The 22,263-nt window shown below is 33.2% G+C and carries 27 protein-coding genes; 10 read left to right on the plus strand and 17 right to left on the minus strand.

Translation table 11 applies throughout. The features are described 5' to 3' along the window. Window positions 1-78 precede the first annotated feature (78 nt). Window positions 79-2,184, plus strand: coding sequence for a thioredoxin domain-containing protein (locus K8N75_RS12775; protein WP_223792441.1), 2,106 nt, complete (start codon window positions 79-81; stop codon window positions 2,182-2,184). 60 nt (window positions 2,185-2,244) lie between these two features. Here the strand turns inward: K8N75_RS12775 and K8N75_RS12780 are convergent, their stop codons facing one another. Beyond that, window positions 2,245-2,628: a CopG family ribbon-helix-helix protein gene (locus tag K8N75_RS12780; RefSeq protein WP_223792442.1), complete on the minus strand. Its 384-nt coding sequence runs from the start codon at window positions 2,626-2,628 to the stop codon at window positions 2,245-2,247. Between the two features lie 102 nt (window positions 2,629-2,730). Between K8N75_RS12780 and K8N75_RS12785 the strand changes: the two genes are divergently transcribed. From K8N75_RS12785 to K8N75_RS12795, 3 genes are all read left to right on the plus strand, one after another. Then, entirely contained in the window at window positions 2,731-3,603 is an 873-nt protein-coding gene (locus tag K8N75_RS12785) for a metal ABC transporter solute-binding protein, Zn/Mn family (protein ID WP_223792443.1), read from the plus strand. A gap of 45 nt (window positions 3,604-3,648) precedes the next feature. Further along, the gene (locus tag K8N75_RS12790; RefSeq protein ID WP_223792444.1) at window positions 3,649-4,395 is read left to right on the plus strand and encodes a metal ABC transporter ATP-binding protein; all 747 of its coding nucleotides are present in this window, start codon (window positions 3,649-3,651) and stop codon (window positions 4,393-4,395) included. Between the two features lie 69 nt (window positions 4,396-4,464). Beyond that, on the plus strand, window positions 4,465-5,256 hold the full coding sequence (locus K8N75_RS12795) for a metal ABC transporter permease (RefSeq protein WP_048190825.1): 792 nt from the start codon (window positions 4,465-4,467) through the stop codon (window positions 5,254-5,256). Between the two features lie 56 nt (window positions 5,257-5,312). Here the strand turns inward: K8N75_RS12795 and rpiA are convergent, their stop codons facing one another. The 4 genes from rpiA to K8N75_RS12815 all read right to left on the minus strand — a co-directional run bounded on the left by rpiA (window position 5,313) and on the right by K8N75_RS12815 (window position 8,051). Further along, on the minus strand, window positions 5,313-5,981 hold the full coding sequence (gene rpiA / locus K8N75_RS12800; RefSeq protein WP_223792445.1) for a ribose-5-phosphate isomerase RpiA: 669 nt from the start codon (window positions 5,979-5,981) through the stop codon (window positions 5,313-5,315). 18 nt (window positions 5,982-5,999) lie between these two features. Beyond that, the gene (locus K8N75_RS12805) at window positions 6,000-6,431 is read right to left on the minus strand and encodes a UPF0179 family protein (RefSeq protein ID WP_048190827.1); all 432 of its coding nucleotides are present in this window, start codon (window positions 6,429-6,431) and stop codon (window positions 6,000-6,002) included. 254 nt (window positions 6,432-6,685) lie between these two features. Continuing rightward, on the minus strand, window positions 6,686-6,865 hold the full coding sequence (locus K8N75_RS12810) for a hypothetical protein (RefSeq protein ID WP_048190828.1): 180 nt from the start codon (window positions 6,863-6,865) through the stop codon (window positions 6,686-6,688). A gap of 142 nt (window positions 6,866-7,007) precedes the next feature. Next, a complete protein-coding gene (locus tag K8N75_RS12815) occupies window positions 7,008-8,051 on the minus strand; it encodes an NAD(P)-dependent glycerol-1-phosphate dehydrogenase (RefSeq protein ID WP_223792446.1) in 1,044 nt (347 codons plus the stop codon). Window positions 8,052-8,492: 441 nt separating this feature from the next. Here K8N75_RS12815 and proS point away from each other — a divergent pair, with 441 nt between their 5' ends. From proS to K8N75_RS12840, 5 genes are all read left to right on the plus strand, one after another. Then, entirely contained in the window at window positions 8,493-9,905 is a 1,413-nt protein-coding gene (gene proS / locus K8N75_RS12820) for a proline--tRNA ligase (protein WP_223792447.1), read from the plus strand. A gap of 12 nt (window positions 9,906-9,917) precedes the next feature. Then, on the plus strand, window positions 9,918-10,601 hold the full coding sequence (locus K8N75_RS12825; protein ID WP_223792448.1) for a hypothetical protein: 684 nt from the start codon (window positions 9,918-9,920) through the stop codon (window positions 10,599-10,601). A 79-nt stretch (window positions 10,602-10,680) separates the two neighbouring features. Further along, window positions 10,681-11,361 (plus strand): 2-phospho-L-lactate guanylyltransferase, encoded by a 681-nt coding sequence (gene cofC / locus K8N75_RS12830; RefSeq protein WP_223792449.1) that lies wholly within the window; start codon window positions 10,681-10,683, stop codon window positions 11,359-11,361. Then, the gene (gene thiD / locus K8N75_RS12835) at window positions 11,358-12,110 is read left to right on the plus strand and encodes a bifunctional hydroxymethylpyrimidine kinase/phosphomethylpyrimidine kinase (protein ID WP_223792450.1); all 753 of its coding nucleotides are present in this window, start codon (window positions 11,358-11,360) and stop codon (window positions 12,108-12,110) included. Before cofC ends, thiD begins: the two co-directional genes overlap by 4 nt. Window positions 12,111-12,164: 54 nt before the next feature. Further along, on the plus strand, window positions 12,165-13,058 hold the full coding sequence (locus K8N75_RS12840) for a zinc-ribbon domain-containing protein (RefSeq protein WP_223792451.1): 894 nt from the start codon (window positions 12,165-12,167) through the stop codon (window positions 13,056-13,058). 85 nt (window positions 13,059-13,143) lie between these two features. On the opposite strand, the gene K8N75_RS12845 is transcribed toward K8N75_RS12840, so the two are convergent. Further along, window positions 13,144-13,575, minus strand: coding sequence for an ACT domain-containing protein (locus K8N75_RS12845; RefSeq protein ID WP_223792452.1), 432 nt, complete (start codon window positions 13,573-13,575; stop codon window positions 13,144-13,146). A gap of 75 nt (window positions 13,576-13,650) precedes the next feature. Then, window positions 13,651-14,949, minus strand: a complete 1,299-nt coding sequence (locus tag K8N75_RS12850) for a phenylacetate--CoA ligase family protein (protein ID WP_223792453.1) — start codon at window positions 14,947-14,949, stop codon at window positions 13,651-13,653. Window positions 14,950-15,315: 366 nt separating this feature from the next. Here K8N75_RS12850 and K8N75_RS12855 point away from each other — a divergent pair, with 366 nt between their 5' ends. After that, window positions 15,316-15,483, plus strand: coding sequence for a rubredoxin (locus K8N75_RS12855; protein ID WP_223792454.1), 168 nt, complete (start codon window positions 15,316-15,318; stop codon window positions 15,481-15,483). Between the two features lie 86 nt (window positions 15,484-15,569). Here K8N75_RS12855 and K8N75_RS12860 read toward each other — a convergent pair whose 3' ends face one another. The 10 genes from K8N75_RS12860 to K8N75_RS12905 all read right to left on the minus strand — a co-directional run bounded on the left by K8N75_RS12860 (window position 15,570) and on the right by K8N75_RS12905 (window position 22,224). Further along, window positions 15,570-16,187, minus strand: a complete 618-nt coding sequence (locus tag K8N75_RS12860; protein WP_223792455.1) for a superoxide dismutase — start codon at window positions 16,185-16,187, stop codon at window positions 15,570-15,572. Between the two features lie 55 nt (window positions 16,188-16,242). After that, on the minus strand, window positions 16,243-16,929 hold the full coding sequence (locus K8N75_RS12865) for a peroxiredoxin (protein WP_223792456.1): 687 nt from the start codon (window positions 16,927-16,929) through the stop codon (window positions 16,243-16,245). Between the two features lie 214 nt (window positions 16,930-17,143). After that, window positions 17,144-17,662, minus strand: a complete 519-nt coding sequence (locus tag K8N75_RS12870; RefSeq protein ID WP_369792070.1) for a ferritin — start codon at window positions 17,660-17,662, stop codon at window positions 17,144-17,146. A gap of 67 nt (window positions 17,663-17,729) precedes the next feature. Further along, a complete protein-coding gene (gene rd / locus K8N75_RS12875) occupies window positions 17,730-17,891 on the minus strand; it encodes a rubredoxin (RefSeq protein ID WP_223792457.1) in 162 nt (53 codons plus the stop codon). Between the two features lie 75 nt (window positions 17,892-17,966). After that, window positions 17,967-18,125, minus strand: coding sequence for a rubredoxin (locus K8N75_RS12880; RefSeq protein WP_223792458.1), 159 nt, complete (start codon window positions 18,123-18,125; stop codon window positions 17,967-17,969). A 155-nt stretch (window positions 18,126-18,280) separates the two neighbouring features. After that, the gene (locus tag K8N75_RS12885; protein ID WP_223792459.1) at window positions 18,281-18,715 is read right to left on the minus strand and encodes a pyrimidine dimer DNA glycosylase/endonuclease V; all 435 of its coding nucleotides are present in this window, start codon (window positions 18,713-18,715) and stop codon (window positions 18,281-18,283) included. A 332-nt stretch (window positions 18,716-19,047) separates the two neighbouring features. Next, complete coding sequence (locus tag K8N75_RS12890) at window positions 19,048-19,353, minus strand: antibiotic biosynthesis monooxygenase family protein (RefSeq protein ID WP_223792460.1); 306 nt, start codon at window positions 19,351-19,353, stop codon at window positions 19,048-19,050. Window positions 19,354-19,434: 81 nt separating this feature from the next. After that, window positions 19,435-19,836 carry a universal stress protein gene (locus K8N75_RS12895; RefSeq protein ID WP_223792461.1) on the minus strand — a complete coding sequence of 134 codons (402 nt, stop codon included), beginning with the start codon at window positions 19,834-19,836 and terminating at the stop codon, window positions 19,435-19,437. Between the two features lie 105 nt (window positions 19,837-19,941). Next, window positions 19,942-20,490, minus strand: coding sequence for a flavin reductase family protein (locus K8N75_RS12900; RefSeq protein ID WP_223792462.1), 549 nt, complete (start codon window positions 20,488-20,490; stop codon window positions 19,942-19,944). Further along, window positions 20,491-22,224, minus strand: coding sequence for an ATP-binding cassette domain-containing protein (locus K8N75_RS12905; RefSeq protein ID WP_223792463.1), 1,734 nt, complete (start codon window positions 22,222-22,224; stop codon window positions 20,491-20,493). It abuts the gene before it with no gap. Between the last annotated feature and the right edge of the window lie 39 nt (window positions 22,225-22,263).

The raw sequence follows: 22,263 nt of genomic DNA on the forward strand, positions 1-22,263 counted from the left end.
TTAATTGATTTCAAATAATTAATATTCAAAAGATCATTACTTAGATTTAATTTCTTAATGGAATTTAGGTGAATAACCATGAACAATCCAAAAAGAAGTACTTCTAAAAATAGCTACAACCATCTGAAGAATGAAAAAAGTCCATATTTAATTCAACATGCCAAAAATCCTGTTGACTGGTATCCTTGGGGTGATGAGGCATTTGAAAAAGCCAAAAAAGAAGATAAGCCTGTTTTTTTATCCATTGGTTATTCAACATGCCACTGGTGTCATGTAATGGCTCATGAATCATTTGAAGATCATGAAGTTGCAGCTCTTATGAACCATGTTTTTGTTTCTATTAAGGTTGACCGTGAAGAAAGACCCGATATAGATAGTGTATACATGACTGCATGTCAGATCATGACAGGTACTGGAGGATGGCCACTAACCATAATAATGACTCCAGATAAGAAACCATTCTTTGCTGGTACCTATTTCCCAAGGGAAAGTGGATTTGGAGCAATTGGTTTGAAAGACTTGATATTAAATGTTCAGGATATATGGAACGATAATAGGGGAGAGGCATTAAATTCTGGAGATCAGATATATAAAGCTCTTCAGGATGTTTCGAAAACTGTTAAAGGCCCAGAATTAGATGAAAATGTACTTGAAAAATGTTATGATGAGCTTTCAAAAGTATTTGACAATGAAAACGGAGGTTTTGGTGATTTTCAAAAGTTTCCAACACCACATACCCTTATCTTTCTTTTAAGATACTGGAAACGTACTGCAAACAAACATGCTCTTTACATGCTAACAAAAACACTTGATTCAATGGCAAAAGGTGGCATATATGACCATTTGGGTTTTGGTTTCCATCGCTACTCGGTTGATAAGTTCTGGCTTGTACCCCACTTTGAAAAAATGCTTTATGATCAGGCATTAATTGCAATGTTGTACACAGAGGCTTTCCAGGCCACTGGAAAATCAAATTATAAAGAAATTGCAGAAGAAGTGCTAACCTATGTTCTAAGAGATATGAAATCATCTGAAGGTGGTTTCTATTCAGCTGAAGATGCTGATAGTGAAGGTGTTGAAGGTAAATTTTATCTTTGGACAATGGAAGAGATCCAAGATATTTTGGGTAAAGAAGATACAAAGTTTGTATCAACTGTTTTTGATGTTAAAGAAGATGGAAACTTCAGCGATGACTACTCACACGAATCCAACAACAAGAATATTTTGCATTTAAAATATAGCTTTGATGAATTAAACGATATTTTAGGAATGGAAACTGATAAAATCCAGGAAAAAATAGAAAACATTCGTTTAAAACTTTATAATGAACGAAAAAAGCGTGTTCATCCTCATAAAGACGATAAAATACTCACAGACTGGAATGGACTCATGATTGCTTCATTAGCAAAGGCGGGTCAAGTGTTTAAGAACAGTAAATATTTAGAGGCTGCCAAGGATACTGCTGATTTTATAATTAAAAAAATGTGCACCAACAGCAGATTAATGCATAGATATCGAGAAGGTGATGCAGATATAACAGGAAACTTGGATGATTACTCCTTTTTGATATGGGGATTATTGGAGCTCTACTCAGCAATTTTTGATACTAAATATTTAAAAACCTCAATAGAACTTAATAAAACATTAATAAATCATTTCTGGGATAATTCTAATGGTGGATTTTATTTCACATCAGATGATGCTAAACAAGTTCTTATCCGTGAAAAGAAAACATTTGACAGTGCCACACCATCTGGAAACTCTGTTGAATTGTTAAATCTAATACGAATTGCAAGACTTACTGAAGACTATGAACTTGAATCAATGGCAATTAAAATGGAAACAACATTTTCAAGGAACATATTAAGGTCGCTTACTGGACACACCCAATTTATTAATGCTGTTGATTATAAAATTGGACCTTCCTATGAAGTTGTTATAGTTGGAAAACCCACAAACCCGGACACAATACAAATGTTAAACTCTTTAAACAAACATTACCTGCCTAATATGGTTTTGATCCTTAAAGATCCCGATAATCCTGGTGATTTGGATGAAATTTCCGAATCATTGAAGTTTAAAAATAGTATCGACGGTAAAACAACCGCATATATATGCGGTTCGGGCAGCTGTAAAAAACCAACAACCGATGTAGTTGAGATGCTGAAACTATTGGAACAATAAAATTGTTATTAAGATTAATTAAAAATATTTTTTTTAATTAATAGTTTGATTAATTCAATATTAAACTACTGTGAGTTTTACATAGTCCATTTTACTACTAGTTTGGAACATTTTAGCTAGTTGATACATTCTATGAACGTCTCCATCCAAAATAAATATCTCCAGGCACTTGTGTTCCTTAAGATGGCTATGTATCTGGGTGCTTATTATGTCCTCATAATCATGCTTTATTTCTGTGACCTTATCTTCAACATCCTGGTTATGTATTAAAGTGAGCACAGAATTGGTATCACCTACCATTTCGGCCTTTTCGCGATTATCTGCAATTAACATACGTGCACTTGCCCTTATTACATCTGATCTACCGGAAAAGCCCATTTCATCTTTTATGCAGTCGATATCTTCAAGAAGTTTTTTACTTAGAGAAACACTCACAATTACCATATTTATTATTATTTAATAATTTATTATAAAAATGTTGCTAATTTTTATTAAGATAATTTATAAATATTATTAACATCATAAATATGGAATGGAGCATGGTAGATGAACAAAAATAGAATAATAATTGTTTTTATCATTTTAATTTTCACAGTAACAGGTTTGTACTATTTAGCCTCTCTAAAAACTGAAACAACAAACAATGCTATTGGTGTAGTTGTAACTGTTGGCCCAGAAGTAGAATTTGTTAAAGCTGTTGGAGGAGACAAAGTAGATGTAACATTAATGGTACCTCCTGGTGCAGATCCACACACCTACGAACCACTCCCTGATCAGTTGAATCATGTTGCAAATTCTAAAATGTACATTGAAGTTGGAACACCCATTGAATTTGAATTAAACTATATGGATAAAATGAAAGAAATAAACCCCCATATGGTGGTTGTTAACTCATCAAAGGGAATTGATTTAATACCCAACACTGCGGAGCATGAAAATAATAGCGACCCTCATGTTTGGGTTTCTCCAAAAAACGCCAAAGTAATGGTTCAAAACGTATACCAAGGTCTTGTACAGTTAGATCCTAACAACACCGCATACTACACTAACAATAGAGACAACTATCTAAAACAACTAGATGAATTAAATATCAATATTACTAACTCACTTAAGGGGAAAGAAAACAGTCAAATAATTGTTTACCACCCTGCGTGGGCATATTTCTGCAGAGACTATAATTTAACCCAAATACCTATTGAAACGGGTGGCAAAGAGCCAACATCACAGGAAATAGCTTCTGTAATTGATTTGGCTAAAAAAAATAATATCAAGGTAATATTTATTGAACCACAGTACAGTTCAAAGAGTGCGGATGTAATTGCTGCTGAAATTAATGGAAAAGTAGTAAAAATTGATGATCTTGCTGAAAATTATATTGAAAATCTTAATAATGTAGCAAAAACATTTTCTAGTGTTTAAGAGATTTTATTTAATGTAAATAAAAAAATTTTAATGGTAAAAATCATGAACTCTAAGGCAATAGAATTGAAGAATGTAAATATTAAATTTAATTTAAATCCTGTACTTAAAGATATTAACCTTACAATAGAAGAAAATGATTTCATGGCCATTATAGGCCCTAATGGCGGTGGAAAAAGCACGCTTCTAAAAATAATACTTGGGATACTCAAACCAGATTCAGGTGAAGTACTAATATTTGGGAAAAAACCTGAAGATGCAAGACAATTAATGGGATATCTACCACAAAAAGTTTCATTTGACCATGATTTTCCAATAGATGTATTTCACACTGTTCTATCCGGTAGGTACCGTGGATTATTTAAGGGACATACTAAAGATGATGAAATAGCTGTGATCAAAGCTTTAAAAGACATGAACATGTTTGACCTTAAAGATAGACAGATCAGCAGACTTTCAGGAGGACAGATCCAACGTGTTTTCATTGCACGTGCAATTGTAAGAGAACCAAAGATTCTGCTGATGGATGAACCAATGGCAAGCATTGACCCTGAAATGCAGAACTCATTTTATAGTTTATTGTCAAGACTTAAGAATAAAATGACAATTATACTGGTTAGTCACGATGTTGGAACAGTTTCAACACAAGTGGATAAAATCGCATGTTTAAATAGTACATTATACTTCCATGGACCAGTTGAAGATGCTGCAGAAGGTCTTGAAGAGCTATATAAATGCCCAATAGAAATGATAACCCATGGATTTCCACACCGAGTTCTTAAGGATCATTAAAATTCCATCAAATATTAAAATACCATTAATATTTATCGTTATAATAAAAAAATTTAGGATACGTTTAAAATGATGGATATACTACAGTATGAATTTATGCAAAGAGCATTTATTGCTGCACTCCTTGTTAGTGTTGCATGTGGAATTGTTGGGACCTATGTTGTGATTAAGAGAATAGTATCTTTAAGCGGTGCAATTTCCCATGCAGCATTTGGTGGAATAGGTTTAGGCTACTTTTTAGGATTAAACCCCATCCTAGCAGCCATTCCTTTCAGTATTGTTTCAGCCATTGGAATCGGTGCCATTCATGAAAAGGTTAACATAAGTGAAGATACTGCAATTGGTATACTCTGGAGCGTGGGTATGGCCATAGGAATAATATTTATCAATTTAACTCCTGGTTACGCTCCAGATCTTTTCAGTTATCTTTTTGGAAGTATTCTCACAGTATCAAATTCCGATATACTCATAATGATCATACTGGACATTTTAATTATAGGAATTGTTTACCTGTTCCAAAGAGAGTTCTTATCAATAGCATTTGATGAAGAGTACTCAAAGGTTTTGGGAATACCATCACAACTAATTTATATACTTCTTCTTAGTTTGGTTGCACTGAGTGTTGTTGTTCTTATAAAAGTTGTTGGTGTGATCCTTGTTATAGCATTATTAGCCATACCTGCAGCAATTACCAAACAGTACACAAGCGACCTGAAAAGACTTATGTTCATGTCAACTGTGGTAGGTATGGTCTTTACTTCCCTTGGCTTGTTATTGTCGTACATATTCAATCTTTCATCGGGTGCAACAATTGTCCTTGTATTGGCAGCTGGATTTTTAATTTCATATTACATTAAATGATTTGAATTAAAATATTTTAAAAAAAATAAAAATAATGTGACCATAATTGTTCAAATTTACTTCTTTAATATTTCTATACCTGAATCCCTTCCAACAATTACTTGGTCAACAATTTGTGAGAATATACCATTTTCAACCACTCCGGGAATGGTGTTGAGTTCTGTTTCCAATTTCTTAGGATTTTTTATATCAAATTTAACATCATATATAAAATTCCCATTATCTGTTACTACAGGCCCATCCTTTCTTTCTGCCATTCTCAATGTTGGCAAACCTCCCATAGCTATCAAATGATCTTTCACAGTTCTGGTTGCATGCGGTATTACCTCTACAGGTACAGGGAAACTTCCAAGTTCTGTTACTATTTTGGATCCATCAACAATTACAATAAATTGTTTAGCAGATTCATCAACTATCTTTTCAAGTGTGTGAGCTGCTCCTCCACCCTTTATAAGATTCAGTTCAGGGTCAACCTCATCTGCACCATCAACAGCAATATCCACGTTATGTTCGTCCAGTGTGGTGATTGGGATTTTGGAGTTCATTGCAAGATAGAATGATTGATAAGAAGTTGGCACTCCCATGATGCTGATCTCCTCTATTTCAATTCTATTACCTAATTTTTCTATAAAATAGTGGGTAGTTGAACCTGTTCCAAGTCCTACAACATCTCCATCTTTTATTAGGTTGGCCGCTTCATATCCAACTTTTCTTTTAAGTTCCATAAGATTACCTCTGTACAATCAATATTTTAAAAGTACCATGTTCAGATCTCTGCCCTTAGGACATTTTTCTCGTGGTTTTCCCATGTTTCGTATGATTTTGCACTTATCCTCTCTGTATAAACCGTCTGGAAAGCACAAATCCCTAAGAGAACAATCTTCATCGCATTCAGGAGGGTTGAATACTATTTTTGAACCTTCAAATGATTGTTTTGAATCTATGACTCCCCGAATATATGCCTTTTCAACTTCAACAACTCTTACTTTACCGCCCTCATGAATCATACAAGGTTGTTCACCATTTTTAACATTCTTAATAATGTACATTCTACCTTCTTCAAGGGTGTCTATACAGGTATTTTTAAATCTACAGGATTCACATTCAGATGTAGCACCATAATGCATAAATTTAAGTCCTTTGTTTGCTAGGCAATTGCCTATTAGCGTTATCATTTATTATCACCTTTATAATATGGATTTTAAACCCATTTTTGAATTTGTTAATCAATAAATCAATGAAAATCTAAAATTTCATAAGAATTGTATATCATTCAGATTATATAAAATGAATATAAAAGAAATTTAAGAAAAAAGTATTATGGAATATAATAATAATGAAAAATTTCAGCTATTTATTTATAATAACTTCATTTTAAAAACTTGAACGATATAAAAAAAAAATTAGAATTAAAAATGATGGTAATAATTCACTCCTTCAATGCATAGTAGCAACGTTTAGGAGAATAAATTGTTTCATCTTTTTTAAGTTCTTTCATTATTTTGTCAACCTCTTTTTTCTCTACTCCAGAGATCTGGCTGACTTTAGTTGCATTTAAAGGTTCTTCAGAGTCTTTGAATGCTTTAATTACCTTTTCTTTATTTTCCATAATATCACCTTTGTTTTGTTACCTATAAATAAAATATTTTTTATATTAATTTTTTTTGGGATATATGTTCTAGGATATTATTTTTACAATTGGTTTCAAACTCACAATGTTTATGAGATATTCTAATCTAGCCTGGCTAATTTCAGATTACACCAGTTTTTTCTGCAAGACTCTCTGCTGCTTCCTCAGTAAGTCCCCGATCGCCTAAAATAGTGTATCTCTCTTTACGAATAGTATGTGCAATTCTAAGAGCTTCGATAATATATTCTGGTTCAATACCCATCTCCCTAGCAGTAGTTGGTGCTTTTATTAATTTGAGTGTATCTCTGATAAATTTCCAATCTCCCCCATGTAGATACATCATCATTATGGTACCTACACCACACTGTTCACCATGAAGGGCAGGTTTAGGTGCTACTATATCCAAGGCATGACTGAACTTGTGTTCTGATCCACTTGCTGGTCTGCTAGTGTTTGCAATACTGATAGCTATGCCGCTACTTATCAAAGCCTTTACAACCAGACCTGCACTTTCTGTTAAACCCTCTTTTATAGCATCTGCAGATTTTATGGTCATTTTGGCCGTCATCATAGATAATGCAGCTGCAGAATCACTATAATCTTCATTTAAAAGCCTGTGTGCTAGTTTCCAGTCTAGTATTGCTGTGTAATTTGATACGATATCACCGCATCCTGCAGCCAGTAACCTGAAAGGCGCCTTGCTTATGATTTTAGTGTCTGCAATTACCCCTATAGGAGGTTCTGCCTTTAAAGATACAGTACCTCCTTCATTTTTAATTGAAGCCCTTGGAGATGCTATTCCATCATGTGAAGCAGCTGTAGGAACACTTATGAAATTATTTGCCGATCTTGTGGAAGCTAATTTTGCAACGTCAATAACCTTTCCACCACCTACACCCAGAACAAGAGAACAGCCATCAATTTTATTTTGAACCTCAAGAACAGATTCCTTTGAAGGACTATCTATGGTAATGTTGTGAACATCATAACCCTCACATTCAAGACTGTCAATTACAGCTTCTCCAGCTATCTTAAGTGTATTAGGGCCTGTGACAACAAGTACCCTACCTTCAAGTCTTAAATTTTTGCATATGGTCCCAGTTTCTTCAATTACACCAGCTCCTGTATGAATTTCCCTTGGCAGCTGAATCTTTCTAACATCCATATTATCGATTACTCCCTTACTCGTATTCTATCTAGTTCCTGCATTCATAAAATAATTTTGATAATCTATTATGTTAATCCATTATATCTGTTATTGTTTAGTGTAACATTAAATAAATGCAAATTATAAGTATTCATGTAAGGTATTAATTTTTTAATATTAAAATCCTTGGAAAAAATGATAGACACCCATAAATTAAAAAATTGTAATTCGCATTAAAGATATTAAAAGCTTAAAAACATCAAAGTTACAGTAAATATATCATGTAAGAATTAATGTTATAGAATTTAGATTTTATTAAAAAAAATTAAATCCGTATAGAAGTTGATAATTATTACATGGGTTTAAAAAAATTATTTAAACATGCTGAAAGGATTAATAAATGTTTAATTTAATGATTTATACAGATTATTTGATTTATAAATATTAACTGGTGAATAAATGTCAGAATTCAGCGAATGGTTCCACAATATCCTTGAAGAAGCAGAGATAATCGATACTAGATACCCAGTAAAGGGAATGCATGTATGGCTTCCCCAGGGATTTAAAATTAGAAAACACACTCTCAATATATTAAAAGAAATATTAGACAAAGATCATGAAGAAGTACTCTTCCCACTTTTAATACCTGAAGACGAACTTGCAAAAGAAGCAATACATGTTAAGGGGTTCGAAGAAGAAGTTTACTGGGTAACACATGGCGGATTAACAGAACTTAACAAAAAACTTGCATTAAGACCTACAAGTGAAACTGCAATGTATCCAATGTTTTCATTATGGGTTAGAAATCATTCTGATCTTCCAATGAAGTATTATCAGATTGTTAACACTTTCAGATATGAAACCAAACACACTAGACCACTTATACGAGTCAGAGAGATAACAACTTTTAAAGAAGCTCACACAGTCCATGCAACAGCAGAAGAAACTGAAAAACAGGTTCAAGATGCGGTAAAGATTTATAAACAATTCTTTGACAAACTTGGAATACCATACACAGTAAGTAAACGTCCAGAATGGGATAAATTCCCTGGAGCAGAATACACAGTAGCATTTGACACCATAATGCCCGATGGTAAAACACTTCAAATAGGTACTGTACATAATCTGGGACAGACCTTTGCTAAGACATTTGACATAACATATGAAACAGCTACAGGAGAACATGAATATGTTTATCAAACATGTTACGGACTGTCAGATAGGATTATTGCATCAGTTATCGGGGTACATGGTGATAAAGCAGGACTTTCCCTACCTCCAGATATTGCTCCATATCAAGTAGTTATTGTTCCAATTATCTTTAAAAAAGGTGGAGAAGAGGTAATTGAATTTTGTAAGAACCTTGAGGAAAAATTGAAACTTGAAGCTAACTTAAGGGTTTACTTTGATGATAGGGATATTAGGGCAGGTAAAAAATATTATGAATGGGAAATGAGAGGAATACCTCTTAGAATAGAGGTAGGACCTAGGGATCTTCAAAACAAGAAAGTAGTAACCTTTAGAAGAGATACCCAAGAAAAGGAGATCATTGATTTCGACCCATCTAAAATTTCCGAGACCATAACTGAAATTATGGATGATGTAAGCCTTAAAATGAAGGACAATGCCGGGGAAAAATTGGAAAACAACATCAGGAGTGTTGACTCCATTGAGGAAGCAGAAGATATTATGTCCCAATATGGAGGTATTGTTACCTTTGATTGGTGTGGGGACAGGGAATGTGGTAAAGATATTGAAGAAAAGGTTAAGGTAGACATCTTGGGTGTTCAATTATCTGAAAAAGAAAATTCAACCTGCATAAATTGTGATAAACCTTCCAAACACATTACATTACTGGCAAAAACATACTAGGGAGTTTATGAAATGAATATGAGACTGGTATTTTTAATATTTTTGATTGTTGTATTTGCTGCAGGATTTGGATTTATTAGCTATTCCCAGTCTACAGGAATATCTCTTAATGAGGCATATGGCACAGGAAATATTGTCATTACACAGAATACTAGTGCTGGGACTGTACCCCATCAAGTTAATATTGTTAATAATGGAAATGACCCTGTAAAGGTAGAGGTAGGAGATGTTTTAACTGCCCAATCTTCTCAGGATCTTGTTATTGCCGAGAATAAAACAATAAAGAAAAATAACACCGATACTATATCTGCTTACTGTCTTGACCCATCACAAAGGGCCATACCTGGTGTTAAACTCAAAGCAAATGGAACTTCCACAAATGCGGTTAAACAAGTAATAATGGCTTCAAATATTAATGACCTTAATAATGCAACAAATGCACAGGTGCAGATATGGATACTCACATCCGGTGTTGACTTCAACATATACAGCAGAGAATCAGTTGCAGTGGTTGAAACACAGAAGATAAACTACACCAAACTAAGACAAATAGTTTCAGATGCAAAAACAGCTATATCAACAAGATTTAATGTAAATGTGAATAACATTGATAAGTTAAACCAAAATGGCACATCAAATTCAACTGGTATTGTTGGTGGATTTATAAACTGGATAAAATCAACAACAGGAATTTAATCTAGAATTATTTAAAAAATGCAATAATTATACATCAAATCAAGTGAAATCAACAATATATGACTAATAGGTTGAAACCATGAAGAAAACAACTGCAATTATCCCTGTATCTAGATTCACACATGCAAAAACTAGACTCTCACCAACTCTAACAGCTTTAGAACGGGAAAATCTTTTAAAATCTATGTTAATGGATGTTATAGGGGTTTTAAAAGAAAAGATTGATAATGTAGTTGTGATAAGTTCGGATGAAGAAGTTCTTAACTATGTGAAGGGTATGGGTGTTATTTCTCTGATTGAGAAGGGTGAAACTGATCTAAACGGTGCCCTTATGCAAGCAGTTGAATATTGTTCTGAATTTTCTGATCAGGTTTTAGTGGTACCTTCGGATGTTCCTCTAATGAAATCTGAACATGTTGATAATATAATTAAAATGGGCGAAAAATATGAACTTGTAATTGCACCTGCTAAAGGTGGAGGCACAAATGCATTACTTTGTCCTGTATATGGTATTGAAATGAAATTTGGAGAGTGCAGTTTCTTTGAACATATAAAAAAAGCAGAAGCAAAAAACTGGCCCTATGCAATATATGATTCATTTTATATGTCCCTAGATGTTAACACAGCAGAAGATCTAGGTGAAATAATGCTCCATGGAATAGATACCGAAACCAGGAAATTTTTAAAATCATCAGGGCTTGAAGTTATAGCAAACCATGGAAAAGAACGGCTTCATATTAAAAGGAGTACAGAAAAATGATTGCAATGTCCATAGCTGGCTATGATCCATCGGGTGGAGCCGGTATATTAAATGACATTAAAACATTTCATGCACTTGGAGTTTATGGCACTGCAGTAATAACAGTTCTTACAGCACAAAACCCTAGTAGAGTAGTAGGGATAGAATCTGTTTCTACAGGTTTTATTGAAAAACAACTGGAAACTATTCTGGAAGATTATCCAGTTAAATATGCTAAAACTGGTATGCTCTACTCCAAAGAAATTATCAAACTGGTATCAGATAAGGTTGTTGAACACGATCTAAAGTTAGTGGTTGATCCTGTGATGATTGCTGGATGTGGAGCACTACTTTCAAGGGGAGATTTTACAGATTCAATAAAAAAATATCTGCTTCCAAACACAGTTCTTATAACACCAAATATTCAGGAAGCAGAAGAATTGTCGGGAATAAATATTCACTCCATTGAAGATGCTGTGAAAGCTGCAGAGGAAATAGGTAAAATATGCGATGTTATCATTACTGGAGGACATCTCAATGGTTGTAATGTATTTTTCAATGGTTCGATTAAGGTTATTGAAGGAGAAATAATTGAGAGTAAAAATACACATGGAACAGGTTGTAGCTATTCTGCAGCAGTTACTGCCTCACTTGCAAAGGGTTGTGACATATTACAATCCATTGAAATTGCAGGCGAATTTGTTAAAAATAGTGTTATTAATGGTGAATGGGGAACACTAAATCAGTTGTATAAATTCAAATCTTTATGAAGCAATATTATAATGGAATACCCATTGATAATTATATAGGTCTGAGGTGGTAGAGTGGTTACAAATGAAGAGATAAAACAAATGCTTGATGCTAAAAGAAAAGGAATTAACATAAAAAAGGATAAAATTAAATCTGAGAATTATAAAATTTGTCCTCACTGCAAAACCAAAAATCCAGAAAAAGCATTGTTCTGTGTACACTGTGGAAGAAAGCTGGATAAAAATTTAGATATTCAATGTCCATCATGCGGTATTAAAAATGCCAAAACAGCCAAATTCTGCGTAGGATGTGGGGAAACATTAAAAAAAGAGGAAAAAGAAATATCCCAAACCACAGACATTAAAGATGACGAAATAAAAGAAAAATCTTCACCTATTGAAGATTCAATATCATCAGACAAAAATATTATCAAAAAACCTGAATCAGATGAACTAGAAAAACCAATAAAAGCAAGCATACCTTCTAATGTTCCTGAACACAATATTATATCAAAAACAGGTTTGAAAAAAACATGCCCATCTTGCAATGGTAAAAACCTGAAAAATGCCAAGTTCTGTGTTGTATGTGGAAAAAAATTTGATGAAGAAGAAACTGAATCCCCTGTAGTGGAAAATGAAACCTTTAAAGAACAACCCTCCCTAACTGACAAAATAAATGATTCAGAACAGGAAATAGATGAAAAATCTTCTACCCAAATACCCTCTTCAGAGATTAAGGTTCCAGAAAATATAATCCAACTCAAAAACACTCCCAAAACAGAAGAAATTGATAATGAAAAAAATACCGATAATATTCCAGATGAAATTGAATCTAAAAAATCTGAAGGAAAAACAGATACAATAGATCCAGTTGAAAGAATAAAAAAAGCCAAAGAACTGCTGGATATAGGTGCAATCACATCTGAAGAATTCGAGAACATCAAGAAAAAGTACATAGAACTCATATAATATTAAATCTTATATTTTTTGGGAAAATTAAAGATTATATTTACATATAAATGATATTTAGATAAAGAATAGTAATTTAAGGGGTTTATATGGTGTAGACCTCTTTTGATGAAAGAACAGTAATGCCTCCATTTTCCAATGCTTTTATACCCTCGTCAATATTTTCTGTTCGGATTACCACAATTGCATTATCTCTTTTTTTCTCAACAAATGCATATAAATATTCTATATTAATATTTAACTTGTTTAAAGCTTCAAGTATACTTTCAAGTCCACCTGGTTCATCTGATACACCAACGGCTATGACATCGTTCACCTTAACAACAAAATTAGCCTCTTCGAGTATCTCCTTGGCCCTTTCAGGTTCAGGTACTATCATCCTCAAAATACCAAATTCAGAAGTATCAGCAATTGAAAGAGCCCTAATATTTATTTTAGCCATTGAAAGTATATTTAAAGCTTTCAATAATCGTCCTTCCCGATTTTCAAGAAATATAGATATTTGTTTTAACTTCATACTATTCCCTCTTTTTATATTTTAGATAAAATTACTTGAACATCTTTATTTTATATTCATTTATAACGAATATTTCTACAAATTCCTTTTGTCTATAACTCTAACCGCTTTTCCTTCGCTTCTTGGGAGACTTTTTGGTTCTACAAGAGATATGTTAACGCGTAATCCTATTTCATTGTGGATCTTAGTTTCAATATTCTTTTTTATCTCTTCAACATGTTTTACTTCGTCTGAAAATAGTGCAGGTGATGTTTCAACTTGTACTTCAATCTCATCAAGATGATGTGGTCTTGTAACAATGATCTGGTACTGTGGTTCAAGTCCCTCAATTTTTAGAAGTGCCTTCTCAATCTGTGATGGGAAAACAATGACTCCTCTAATTTTGAGCATATCATCACTTCTACCGGTGATACGGTCCATTTTAACCTGTGTCCTACCACATTCACATATTCCCTTATTAAGAGCTGTTATATCCCTTGTACGGAATCTTATAACCGGCATTCCTTCCCTTGTCAAGGTTGTTAGAACTAGTTCACCAGTTTCACCGGTTGGTAATTGTTTCATTGTTTGTGGGTCGATTATTTCAGGATAGAAATGATCTTCAAAGATATGTAGACCTGTTTTTACTGGACATTCCATTGCAACTCCAGGACCTATTATTTCTGTTAATCCGTAAATATTTTGAGCAGAAATATTCAACCTTTTTTCAAGTTTTTCCCTCATTTCTTCGGTCCACATCTCTGCACCAAAGCAACCTGCTTTGAGTTTGAGTTTTTTAGTATCTATACCCTCATTTTCAGCTACCTCTGCAAGATACAATCCATAGGATGGGGTGCATGTGAGCACTGTTGTATCAAAGTCTTGCATGATTTCAAGCTGTCTCATGGTGTTTCCAGCAGATATTGGTATTACGGTTGCCCCTATCTTGTGTCCACCATAGTGAACACCCATTCCTCCTGTAAAAAGCCCGTAACCATAACTATTCTGTATCCTATCATTTTTCCGAACCCCAGTCATTGTCAAGGCCCTTGCCATAACTTCTCCCCATAGATCAATATCAAATTCTGTGTAACCCGATACAGTTGGTTTTCCAGTTGTTCCCGATGTTGTATGGACCTCAATTATTTCATCTGTTGGAACAGCAAACATTCCAAATGGATATGCATCTCTAAGATCGGTTTTACTTGTGAAAGGAAGTTTTTCAATATCAGCAAGTGTCTCAATATCTTCAGGTTCAATTTTTAAATCATTAAAACGCTTATTATAATAAGGAACGTTTTCATAGGCCCGTTTTATAACTGCCTGTAATCTTTGAAGCTGCAGTTCTTCAGTTTCATCTGCAGACATACATTCTGCCTCTTTATTCCAGATCATTATATCATCCCACCAATTTGATCATAAACAAATAAAATTAACTTCAAATTTTAGTTTAATAATGGATCTAATTAAAGATTGTGATGTGGGACTCCTATCTAATTAATAACAATTTAAGTTATAGAGTTAAAAATCATTTTAACCATGTTTTAGTTATATTTCTATTAAAACTCAGTTAAACCCACAACATTTAACATTAATAGATTTATGAGAAAATTTTTTATGAATTAAACATCATATTATTGTAATAGAATTTGAATTCTTAATATATCTTAATTCCAAATTGATGTTGAATTTGTAGATTAAGGAGGATTTTACTATGGATAAATATAGATGTTGAATTTGTAGATTAAGGAGGATTTTACTATGGATAAATATAGATGTGGAATATGTGGTTATATATACGATCCAGAAAGGGGCGAACCAAGAAACAAAACGAATCCCGGCACTGCATTTGAAGATCTGCCTGATATGTGGTTCTGTCCATCTTGCGGTACAGCAAAAAGAAGGTTTAAAATTACCAAAAGACCTTAATTAAAAAAAAACCTTTTTTTTTATTAAATTTTAATTTTTTTTGTAGGATTTTGATTATTTAAAAAAAATGAAATTAAAGAATTTAGTTATGGTTGTGGTGAATTCAACCATATATCTGTTTTCCTGTTTACTTCATCCCAGTTAACAAGATTCCAAAATGCTTCAATATAATCTGGTCGTTTGTTCTTGTAATCAAGGTAGTATGCATGTTCCCACATATCAATGACAAACATAATTCTAAATCCTGGAATTATATTTACGTTGTGCTTCTCTATCTGCATTATGAATATTCTATTAGTTTTCCTGCATAGAGTAACTACAGCCCAGCCAGAACCTTCTACACCTGCAGCGGCTTGTGTAAATTCTTTTTTAAATCTTTCAAAAGTTCCGAAGTCTTTTTTTATATATTCTGCTATGGTTCCTGTTGGTTCTCCTCCACATTTATTTGCAGGACCCATATTCTGCCAGTAGTAGTTGTGAAGAATAAAACCGCCAACATGAAATGTTAATTCCTTTGCAACAGCTTTTATGTCAAATTCTGCAGTTTTTCTTGAATCGAATTTTTTCAAGATTGCATTGGCACCATCTACATATGCTTGGTGATGTTTATCATGGTGCAATTTCAATTGTTCCTCTGATATGTACGGTTCAAGATCCTTGTATCCATATGGTAGGTCAGGTAATTCATAATATTTTGTTTCCATACTTTCTCCTCCTTATATTATATATTCAATAAAATTTATCCTGAAAACAAATTAATTACCATTTATAGTAATTTCTGTAACATAACCACCAATCCAAACATTTATATTTATCTGAACGTTTTTTACCTTCCTCAATATCAGGTATTGGTGGAATTATAAGTCCTTTACCTATTATTTCATTGTTTGGCCAATTTGCAGGTATTGCTACCTGTTTATTCTCTATCTCGTTGAATCCTTCGATCATTCTGAGGATTTCATCTATATTACGACCAAGTTCCTGTGGATAATAAAGTATTGCCCTTATTATTCCAGTTGGATCAATTATAAAAACTGCCCTAACAGTATTGGTTGCCTTTGCCGGATGGATCAACCCAAGAGTTTTTGCTATTTCACCCGTGTCTGCAATTACAGGGAACTCTATTTCAATGTCAAGGTTATCTTTTATCCATTCAATCCATTTAAGATGTGAAAATATTTGGTCAACACTCAAACCAATGAGTTCACAGTTTAGATCCTTGAATTGTTGATATCTAGCTTGGAAAGCAAAAAATTCTGTTGTACAGACCGGTGTAAAGTCGGCAGGATGGCTGAAAAGAATAAACCATTTTCCTTTAAATGCTTTGGGAAGTTTAATCATTCCTTTTGTGGTTTGAACTTTCATTTTAGGGAATTCATCACCTATTAATGGTATTCCACACCCTTCTTTTTTCATTTTCTTAACCATATAAACTTTTTCACCCATTAATTACACCACCATTTTTTAATAAATCTAGTACATATTATTATGTTCATATTTTTATTTAAAAATTTCGAAAAATGAAAATAGATGATTAATTCTTTTAAAAACTTTTTTAAATGAGTTTACAATGAAAATAATAATAGTTTTATTTAGAGGTAATTATTAAAAAAAATAATTTGTAATTTTGAACTAAAAAAAAATGAAAAAAATATGTAGATTAGACATTGGTTGGTGTGGTTGGAGGATTAAAAACTCGTTGAGCTAATTCACTGTCTAACATTAAAAGTGCACTTAGTGATTCATTGGCCATTTTAACCTTTTTTAGAACACCACTTGATGATTCTTCTTCTTCAACTTGTTCTGAAACAAACCACTGTAAGAAGTTGTTTGTTGCATGGTCTCCAAGAGAAATTGCAAGATTGACAAGCTGGTTTATTAATTCCGTGACTTTTTGTTCATGGGCATAAACATGTTCAAATACATCAAGTGCAGATTTCCACTCTGTTGGAGGTGAATCTATCCTTGTGAGTGTTACTCTATCACCTCTCTGAATTATAAAATCATATATCTTCATTGCATGTACTAATTCTTCCTGTGCCTGTACTCTCATCCAATTTGCAAATCCACTCATATCTTCAGATTCAAAATAGCTTCCCATTGAAAGATAAAGATATGATGAGTACATCTCTGCATTTAATTGGCTGTTTAAAGCATTAATCATTTTTTCATCCATTATTTTTCCCTCCTTTTTAGAGAACTTTTAAAAAAAAATGTAAGAAAAAAATTTATTAAAAAAATTTAGATTAATCTGTTTCCTCAAACAAATCTTTGCCCACTCCGCAAAGAGGGCATACCCAATCATCGGGCAGATCTTCAAAAGATGTTCCAGGGTCTATTCCTGCATCAGGGTCTCCTACTTCAGGATCATATATGTATCCACATGCTGTACAAAGAAATTTCTTCATGTTATATCTCCTCGAATTTTTTTTATAAATTAATATTTTTTTACTTATTTCTAATATTAATATGCTTTACTTAATTTATTTAGGAATGAACCTGTTTAATCCTGCACCACATTGAGGACAACGCCAGTTATTTTTTAGATCATCAAATGGTGTTCCTGGAGCCGTATCCTTTCTGGGCTCACCGGCCTCAGGGTCATATATATAACCACATACCTTGCATTTGTATTTCTTCATGTAATGGCACCTCTTTTATATGAAAAGTACAAAATTCTATTTCAGTTATTAATAGTTATTTGGTTGTATTAGAATAAGAATTTTTTTGTTTGAATATAAAATATTCAGATAAACATTAAAAAAAATAACATTTAGAAATTCATTTATTTCGATTACTAATTTTTTACTACTTCCCAAGTTTCAATATCGCCAACAACAATATGAAAAATCGGGTTAATATCTGGTATGGTCAATTTTTCAATTTCACTGTATTTAATTGGGTCTCTTGTTTTTAGTTTAGATTTGAGATGTTTGAGTTCGTAAATGATTTGTTCCTGTGTCACATTAATCCTTACTTCAGTGAATTCAGGGCCTATTTTGTTTCTGTTAAAATTATATGATCTTCTCTCTGATTCTCTGTATACATTCAAGAGGTAGGTGTTAATAGCTGCCAGAGGATTTTCATGATTTTTAAATCTAATAAGCTGGGGATGGTTTTTATAACCTTTAGTTTTTCCTTGAAGAACAGCTTTTGCAAGAAGAGTTTCCCTCCAAAGTGCAACCAGTCCCTTTGAATCCAGATATTTAGGATGAATGCTCCATAACCTCATTAAACCACCATGAAACATATTGTGAACTACCCCTCCCTTTCGGAAGGAGCTTCTTCCTTCATTAAATCCACTAATGTGGTTTTTTTCAGAGAAGCTTTAATTTCCGTAGTTCCTACGGTACTGATTAGATTAAGTGCAGTATGCTTGGTTATCGCATACGATAATATTAATTATTGTTAAACTATTATTTATATGTAGTGGTTGGATTCATCCCCACCCTCACACAGGGGGTATTCTCCAACATTAAGATAAATAAGACTAATAATTTATTATTATACATCTGAATAATTGAAATAGATTTATTTAAAAAAAATATAGGAAATCAAAATTATTTATTCTTCAAACTGGGAGAAGCTATCTCTTACTTCATAAATCTCAACTGTTGGATCAACACCAAATTTTTCAAATAACTTCACTTCTGCAGATGTTTCATCGTTGTCCATCATATTTTTTAGGATATCTTCATTTACCCATACACTTTCAATTTTATATAAATCAGGCACAACCAAATCTTTCAATAGATATGAAGCTACTAATCCATCAGTTATTCCTTCTTCTTTTATTGCAGCGTAAGCATCTTCAAAATCCTGTGATACTGTTTCATCAATTTTTCCTTTAATCATTGTTATTATTTCCATACATTACACATCCTAATTTTTATTTTTATAAAGACAATAAATTAATTTAAATATTTTCTATCTAAGTAATCGAATAAATTATTACTCTTTTTTAACCAGAAGTACTGGTTTATTTACACTTTTCAAGGCGCTTTCAGCCACACTTCCCAAAATTAGTTTTTCAAGACCGGTTTTTCCATGTGTAGCAATAACAACAAGATCTGTCTCTGTTTTTTTAACTATTTTTGCCATATCATGGGTTGGACTGCCAACTATTAGAACATCTTGAATAGTTACTTTCTCTTTTTCAGCCTTTTCCTTAACCTTTTTCAGTATAGATTTTCCCTCGTCTTCAAGAACTTCAAAGGGGTAAATTAGTTTATCATCTATAATATGGACTGCCACAATTGTTGAATTGAATTTCTTTGCTATTTCAATTGCAATATCTTCTGATCTTGCAGCAAAATCTGAACCGTCTGTTGGAACCATTATCCTCTCAAACAAAATCCATCCCTCCTCGTTGATATTCATAAAATTATTAGAATAATACTTTTTATGTTCAATATTAATCTTATACCTGATCGTTAAACCATAAAAAATCTTTATTACTTAAACCTGCCTTAGATGGTCTCCAACAACAAAGTTAACTCCACCAAGATGAAGTATGGGTTTGATATTTTCAACGTCAAGAAGTCCTTCTTTAATGGCATTTGTGGATGCATCAGCATCAACAACTTCGCCTACAACTAGTTTATGATCTCCTGAATCCTTTATCCAATACATTTTACATTCCATATGCGCCACACATTCACCAATCTTAGGGGGAGATACTTTAGATGATTTGATCTGTGTTAAACCTGCCTTTTCTATCTCATTTATATCTTCTGGAAATTTTTCACCTGTTATCCATAGTTTGTCCAGAATATCTTCATTGGGGATGTTAACAACGAATTCTTTTGTTTCTTCTATATTTTTAAAAGTGTGATGTGTGGGCACAGATGCAAAGGCTAAAAGTGGTGGATTAATGGAAACAGGCATTGTAAAAGAAAATGGTGCAGCATTAACATTTCCATTTTTGCTTTTGGTTGTGACTATTATTGTTGGTCGGGGTGCTAACAACCTATATGCATTTTCTGGACCTGTTTGCTGGAATTTCATTTAAATACCTGCAAGTTGTTTTCTTAGTTCTTCAAAACCTATGAGATAATCTGCATTACACATTTTAATAAATTCTTCACATAGCTCGTGTGGTTCTCCATCAGCTAAAAGTTCTCCATCATCCATAAGAATTGCTCTGGTGGAAACCTCTTCAACAAAATCCACATGATGGCTTACCATAAGTATTGTTGTGTCAAATTCTTTGTTAATCCTTTTAAGAGAGTTTGAAACAATTCGTAATGTAATAGGATCAAGGTCACCAAAGGGTTCATCAAGTATAAGAACTTCGGGTTTAGAAGTTAAGATCAATGCCAATGTAGCTCTGACCTTCTGGCCACCAGAAAGTTCATAGGAACGTCTTTCAAGTATTTCCATTGGCAGATCAAGTGCTTTGAAAACTGGTTCTGCATACTTTTGAATTTCTGTTTCAGGAAAACTTGGGAAAAGTTTTTCAAGGATATCATGTGTTAAACCCACCTTCTCAAGTTTGCTTTTTGCCTCGGATTCAGGCAGATCTGTTAACTGATAAAGTAAATCAAGTACAACTTCACTTATCCCCAATTCATTTGCAACCTTTTTTGCATGTGCAATAACATTTTCACCTTTAACACCTAATCTGCCAGCTATCTGGTCTTTTATTGTTGCATGGTGTACAAGTGAAAATTCCTGATGCATGAATCCTATTTTACGCCTTACATTCATACGTACAATACCTGGTTCCTGCATATCCACCCAATCCTGGTAGAGTTTGAATTTAACATCCCCACCATCAGGAACATCTAATCCCGCCATCATCCTGAGTAAAACAGTTTTTCCAGCTCCACTTTGTCCAATTAAAGAAATTATTTCGCCTTTTTTAACATCAAAATTAATATTATCCATTTCCAGGACATTTCCTCCCTTTAAGAGTACAAATTTTTTCTTGATATCTTTAACCTTAATTATGGATTCTCCTATTGTATCTGGATCCCTTGGAGTTTCTGGTTCTTCCATTTCCATTATAAATTTAGGAATTATGGTTTCAGGAGTTCCTTCTTCAATTACTTTACCCTTCTCCATAAAGATAAGACGATCCGATAGGTAAAGATGTACTTCAGGAAGATGTGAAACAATAACAACAGTTACACCCAGCTCCTCATTTATAGTTTTTATAGCGTTTAGTATATCCTGTTTCGTTTTAGGACAGGACATCGTGGCAGGTTCATCTAATAACAATACTTTAGGCTTCTTTGCAAGTTGTCTTGCCATTATAAGTCTTTGTTTCTCTCCACCACTTAGAACTGGTGCGAAGTGATCAATTTTGTTCTCAAGACCTACAATCCTGAGTATTTCCCTTGCTTCTTCCCCAAATTCGTCGTATGCGAAATTAAAATCGGTTAATCCTTCATCACCATATTTAACTCCGTTTAATTTTCTTACAACATTTTGTAAAGCAGTTTCAGCCCATAATCCAAATGATCTTTGGAGGTGTATTGCAGTTGCATCTTTGAGCTTTCTGGAGTAGTATGGAGTTGAATCGAATTTAACATGGAAATCATCCAAATCTATTTCACCAGAATCAAAAGACTCAACACCCCTTAAAATTCTTAGAAGTGTACTTTTCCCTGATCCACTGACACCGATAATTCCAAGTATTTCTCCTTTTTTAACGTCAATTGATATATTATCCAAAGCCTTAATCTCTGCACCATCTTCAATTTTATAAGTCTTAGAAACATTTTTAACTCTAATCATTGACTATCACCGTTATAGTATACCCTTAAATGAAAATTA

Source organism: Methanobacterium spitsbergense, assembly GCF_019931065.1.
Taxonomy (GTDB): domain Archaea; phylum Methanobacteriota; class Methanobacteria; order Methanobacteriales; family Methanobacteriaceae; genus Methanobacterium_B; species Methanobacterium_B spitsbergense.

What these genes read in the sequence shown, in the direction of transcription:
- K8N75_RS12775 (WP_223792441.1), top strand. Translation starts at nt 79, where the DNA reads ATGAACAATCCAAAAAGAAGTACTTCTAAAAATAGCTACAACCATCTG.
- K8N75_RS12780 (WP_223792442.1), bottom strand. Translation starts at nt 2,628, where the DNA reads ATGGTAATTGTGAGTGTTTCTCTAAGTAAAAAACTTCTTGAAGATATC.
- K8N75_RS12785 (WP_223792443.1), top strand. Translation starts at nt 2,731, where the DNA reads ATGAACAAAAATAGAATAATAATTGTTTTTATCATTTTAATTTTCACA.
- K8N75_RS12790 (WP_223792444.1), top strand. Translation starts at nt 3,649, where the DNA reads ATGAACTCTAAGGCAATAGAATTGAAGAATGTAAATATTAAATTTAAT.
- K8N75_RS12795 (WP_048190825.1), top strand. Translation starts at nt 4,465, where the DNA reads ATGATGGATATACTACAGTATGAATTTATGCAAAGAGCATTTATTGCT.
- rpiA (WP_223792445.1), bottom strand. Translation starts at nt 5,981, where the DNA reads ATGGAACTTAAAAGAAAAGTTGGATATGAAGCGGCCAACCTAATAAAA.
- K8N75_RS12805 (WP_048190827.1), bottom strand. Translation starts at nt 6,431, where the DNA reads ATGATAACGCTAATAGGCAATTGCCTAGCAAACAAAGGACTTAAATTT.
- K8N75_RS12810 (WP_048190828.1), bottom strand. Translation starts at nt 6,865, where the DNA reads ATGGAAAATAAAGAAAAGGTAATTAAAGCATTCAAAGACTCTGAAGAA.
- K8N75_RS12815 (WP_223792446.1), bottom strand. Translation starts at nt 8,051, where the DNA reads ATGGATGTTAGAAAGATTCAGCTGCCAAGGGAAATTCATACAGGAGCT.
- proS (WP_223792447.1), top strand. Translation starts at nt 8,493, where the DNA reads ATGTCAGAATTCAGCGAATGGTTCCACAATATCCTTGAAGAAGCAGAG.
- K8N75_RS12825 (WP_223792448.1), top strand. Translation starts at nt 9,918, where the DNA reads ATGAATATGAGACTGGTATTTTTAATATTTTTGATTGTTGTATTTGCT.
- cofC (WP_223792449.1), top strand. Translation starts at nt 10,681, where the DNA reads ATGAAGAAAACAACTGCAATTATCCCTGTATCTAGATTCACACATGCA.
- thiD (WP_223792450.1), top strand. Translation starts at nt 11,358, where the DNA reads ATGATTGCAATGTCCATAGCTGGCTATGATCCATCGGGTGGAGCCGGT.
- K8N75_RS12845 (WP_223792452.1), bottom strand. Translation starts at nt 13,575, where the DNA reads ATGAAGTTAAAACAAATATCTATATTTCTTGAAAATCGGGAAGGACGA.
- K8N75_RS12850 (WP_223792453.1), bottom strand. Translation starts at nt 14,949, where the DNA reads ATGATCTGGAATAAAGAGGCAGAATGTATGTCTGCAGATGAAACTGAA.
- K8N75_RS12855 (WP_223792454.1), top strand. Translation starts at nt 15,316, where the DNA reads ATGGATAAATATAGATGTGGAATATGTGGTTATATATACGATCCAGAA.
- K8N75_RS12860 (WP_223792455.1), bottom strand. Translation starts at nt 16,187, where the DNA reads ATGGAAACAAAATATTATGAATTACCTGACCTACCATATGGATACAAG.
- K8N75_RS12865 (WP_223792456.1), bottom strand. Translation starts at nt 16,929, where the DNA reads ATGGGTGAAAAAGTTTATATGGTTAAGAAAATGAAAAAAGAAGGGTGT.
- rd (WP_223792457.1), bottom strand. Translation starts at nt 17,891, where the DNA reads ATGAAGAAATTTCTTTGTACAGCATGTGGATACATATATGATCCTGAA.
- K8N75_RS12880 (WP_223792458.1), bottom strand. Translation starts at nt 18,125, where the DNA reads ATGAAGAAATACAAATGCAAGGTATGTGGTTATATATATGACCCTGAG.
- K8N75_RS12885 (WP_223792459.1), bottom strand. Translation starts at nt 18,715, where the DNA reads ATGAGGTTATGGAGCATTCATCCTAAATATCTGGATTCAAAGGGACTG.
- K8N75_RS12890 (WP_223792460.1), bottom strand. Translation starts at nt 19,353, where the DNA reads ATGGAAATAATAACAATGATTAAAGGAAAAATTGATGAAACAGTATCA.
- K8N75_RS12900 (WP_223792462.1), bottom strand. Translation starts at nt 20,490, where the DNA reads ATGAAATTCCAGCAAACAGGTCCAGAAAATGCATATAGGTTGTTAGCA.
- K8N75_RS12905 (WP_223792463.1), bottom strand. Translation starts at nt 22,224, where the DNA reads ATGATTAGAGTTAAAAATGTTTCTAAGACTTATAAAATTGAAGATGGT.